Source organism: Pseudomonas sp. PIC25, from assembly GCF_002286785.1.
Taxonomy (GTDB): domain Bacteria; phylum Pseudomonadota; class Gammaproteobacteria; order Pseudomonadales; family Pseudomonadaceae; genus Pseudomonas_M.
In genome coordinates, this window is record NZ_MUJY01000121.1 from 1 (window position 1) to 3,914 (window position 3,914).

Sequence of the window (3,914 nt, forward strand, 5' to 3'; positions counted from 1 at the left end):
CCATCGGTGTCCTTGCTCTCGGCCGGATCATCCGGGAAGGCGTCCTGGGCATTGGGCACGCCGTCACCGTCACGGTCGTCATCGAGGCTATCGGGGATGCCGTCGCGATCGGCATCCGGCGGCACGCTGGCAGGGTCGTCCGGGTTGGTCCCGGCCTGCTCCTCATATTCGTTGGAGATGCCGTCGCCGTCGCGGTCTTCGTCCTGGTTGTCGCCGATACCGTCGCCATCCAGATCGCACAACGAACCGAAGTCGACCTTGGTCAGGGCAGCGGCGTTGAAGTGCGTACGCGCCAGGGTATCCAGCGACAGATTGGCTGCCACGGCTCCCCCGTACAGCAAGGCCCCGTACTGCTGGGTGAGATTGCCACGGGCATAGATGAAACCCGCGACCGTCGTGCTGGAGGCCAGGGTGACGCCATTTTCAGCCAACACCAGCAAGCGGGATGGATCGCCTGGCCGTTCGTAGCCGGTGGCATTGAGGCGGGCCTGCCACGGCAGATCGAGGTTATTCAGCACATGCAGGCGAACGGTACCGCTACCGGCCAGGGGCAGGATGCGGGCTTCGGTACCGACGATCAGCTTCTCGATCCAATAGTCCCCCGGTGCCAGCTCCAGTGTGCTCCGGTAGCCGACTTCCAGCTCGCGCAACCGGTAGCTGCCAGTCGTCGTGAAACGCGCACTGGCCAGGCCACCCACTGTCAGGCGAGCCCACTCCTTGCGACTGCCGTCGAGCGTCGCGCTGCCGGCGAAAGGCACATCCTGGCGAAAGCCGTCGGTCGTCTTGAGAAACGCCGGCAAGGCCGGCACCCGGGCTGGCGTGAAGCTGGCCTGGCAATCGCTGCTGCCGCAACTGCGAACGGCCGAGGCGAAGCTGTTGTCGACGCGCATGGCCGGCAGGTATGCCGTCGGCCCATCGCGCAATTGCGCGTTGAAGCCAAAGCCGATGCGGCCATCGCTGGCGTGGCTCTGCAAGCCTTTGGCGAACGCCGCCACACAGAGATTCGGCTGGATGGAGGGCGGCGGTGCGTCCGGCGTGCTCTGGGCATCGCGCATGTCGCTACCGGCGACACGCTCACGCTCGTCGTCGTAGCCATCGCCATCGGTGTCGTCGTCGAACAGGTCGATCAGGCCGTCACTGTCCAGATCGCCCCGCTCCTGGCATTGACTGTTCCAGGGTAGCGTCGCGATGGCGGCCGGACGGTTCTCGATGCGAGCGGCGGTGCCAAGTTCCGCCGAGCGGGCATTGAGCGCTCCGTTGAAACGGGCGGCGAAGGCGGCACGATAGTCGCCTTCGACGTAGGCCAGCGCATTGACCGCGGCGGAAGACTCCAGGTTGAGATCGCCAAGTACGAAGAGCTGCAGGAACTCCGGCGTTCCCGAACCGTCATCGACGCCATTGACGCGGGCATGGAAAGGCAGGTTGAGACTGCTGCCCAGTATTACCTTGGCGGTTCCACCCGCCACTCGCAGTTGGCTGTTGGCGGCCATGTCCAGCTGGCCAATCCAATAGCGCCCCGGTGCCAGCGTGACCTTGGCACCGTAGGCGAGGCTGAGCCGCTGGATGTAATAGGCCTGGTGCCGTGGGTTGAAGCTCAGGGTGGCGCCGGCATCCAGAGTGATGGAGCGGTAGCGATTCAGCGCCTCGCCACCCGCTTCGCCATTCCCCAGGTAATTCACGCGCAGGTCGTGCTGCGCGACGATATTCGGCAGAGCCAGGTTCAGAGAGGATGCGTCGAAACCGCTGGCCTGGCAGTTTTGCGTACCGCACGTGGGCGTGCCCCACGGGTTCCGCACACTGCGGGTATCGATCACCGGGTTGGTGTTGCCCAGCAGTTGTGCGCCCCACTGGAAGACGACACCGCCGCTGCCATGGGTCTGCAAACCGCCGCTGAAAACGGCACGGCAGGCATCCGCCGCCTGGGCCAGACTTCCGGCGCACAGCAGCAGCCAAGCCAACCCCGCCAGCAGCCGGCTATGCCTGACCTCCCCCTTCAGCATCCCCATAGCTTTTCCATCCGCTCAGATACAGGCTGCCCTGCCGCTGTCCCTTGAACCAGCCGGCGAAATGACGGCCGTAGTTGGCATCGCTCGTCTCAGTGCGAGCTGTATTGCACGTTCACTTGTTCTATCGCTTGCTCGCTCAAGGCCTTCACCGCTGCTTTCAGGGCCTGGGGCGCCAGTCTTTCGCGAATGAGGCCGCTGACTTCGGCCAAGGGCTTGCCCGGCAAGCGCTCCTCGCCGGTCACCCGGACCAACAGCAACTGGCCATCGGCATACAGCGGTGCAATGGAGCCCACGGCTGTCGGTTCCACCAGGCTGCGCAACGGCTGGTCCAGCAGCTCGATCTTCAGTCGGTTCTGCCGGTATTCCAGCGGTCTGCCGGCCGCCCGCCAGCCGGCTACCAGAGCGGCCCAGTCCTGGCCTTTCACTTCGGCACCGCTGAGCAGTCCGATCAGTTCGGTCCGCTGCTTCTCGTCGAGTTCGCCGGAGCTGGCGATGATCTCGAAGCTTTTCTCGATACCGCCGCCGAACTCCTCGGGATGGCGCTCGTAATACTGAGCCACCGCTTCGGTGGTAACCGGCTCCGGTGTGGCATGGGCTTGCAGGTAGTGACGCACCAGCAGCTCTTCCCGGTATGCCTGGGTCTTGAGTTCCAACTGTTCGCGCTCGGAAGCGCCCAGTTCACGCTCGGCCAGCAATGCCATGGCCCGGCTGCTTACCAGGCTCTCGAGAATCTTGCGCTCCACCTCGTCATTGGCCACGAGAGGTGCGGAGTCGCCCAGCGTGCGCTCGATCGTCTGCTCCAGTTGGGCCCGCGTGATAGGCGTTCCCTCGACGGTCACCAGGGTCGCGGATGGCTCGACGGGGACGTCCCGCAAGGCCTCCCGCGAGTCCTCCTTGCATCCGCTCAGGAGCAGGCCGGCGATGGCGCAGCCCAAGGCCCACTTAACTGTCTGCACGTTTTTCGTCATCCTTGGCTGCGGTCTTCTCGGCTTCCGGTTTTTCTTTCTTCTCGATCTTCGCCGCCTGCTTCAAACGGTCCAGCTCGGCCTGCTTGGCCTCCTGGCGTAGCCGGTAGCGGATGTCGCCGCTCACCGCCTCGAACGGCTGCTTGATCACCTGAGGCCCCTCGATGACCTTGATGACGTGGAAGCCGAATGGCGTGACCACCGGCTCCGACAACTCACCGGCCTTCATGGAAAACACCTTGGTGCTGAAGGTCGGGTCGATGGCACCTTCCTGCAACCAGCCCAGATCGCCGTCCTGTTGGGCGGAAAGCTGGTCTTCGGAGAATTGCTTGGCCAGCGCGCCGAAGTCTTCCTGGGCCTTCGCCCGCGAGTAAACCTCCTGGGCACGGGTCAGCAAGGCCTGGCGCTCGCCGTCGCTCATGCCGGGATTGGTACGCAGGAGGATATGGGCGACATGGACCTTCCTGGCCTGGAACTGGTCGGGATTGGTCGCGTAGAAATTGCGCACCGCCTCGTCGGTCACCCGCTCGCGCAGGAACTCTTCGAAGTAACGGCTGATGAGCATCTGCTTGCGGAACTCGGCGACCTCGGCCTCGACCTGCTCCACCGGCAGCAAGCCCTGGGCCTCGATCTGGCCGGCCAGACCTTCACGTTCAAGGTATTCATCGAGTTCGCGCTCGACCCATTCGCTGTTCTGCGTGGGCACGCGCTTGAGTTTCAGGTAGGCATCGAAGCGTTCCTGAGAAACGGGTTTGCCGTTCACCACGGCGATGGAATCGCCACCGGAGTCACAGCCCGCCAGGGTCAGGGCCAGGAGGGAGGTCGCCAGGGCGAGGCGTTGGAACTGCTTCATGGGGTCACCACCTTTAAAGGTCAAATTCCTTTTAATCGCGGCTGCGGTATACAGGTCGGCCACGAACAGAGTCGTGACGCCGCTCACAAT

At 64.1% G+C, this 3,914-nt stretch carries 3 protein-coding genes; all 3 read right to left on the minus strand.

The window, feature by feature from the left end; translation table 11 throughout:
- Nucleotides 1-2,006 (minus strand): thrombospondin type 3 repeat-containing protein (locus BZL41_RS14505; RefSeq protein WP_174706172.1); only part of this gene is annotated, 2,006 nt, incomplete at its 3' end.
- 89 nt (nucleotides 2,007-2,095) lie between these two features.
- A complete protein-coding gene (locus BZL41_RS14510; protein WP_143518091.1) occupies nucleotides 2,096-2,962 on the minus strand; it encodes a peptidylprolyl isomerase in 867 nt (288 codons plus the stop codon).
- Entirely contained in the window at nucleotides 2,949-3,824 is an 876-nt protein-coding gene (locus BZL41_RS14515) for a peptidylprolyl isomerase (protein WP_084335897.1), read from the minus strand. The genes BZL41_RS14510 and BZL41_RS14515 overlap by 14 nt, the downstream gene beginning before the upstream one ends.
- Nucleotides 3,825-3,914 lie beyond the last annotated feature (90 nt).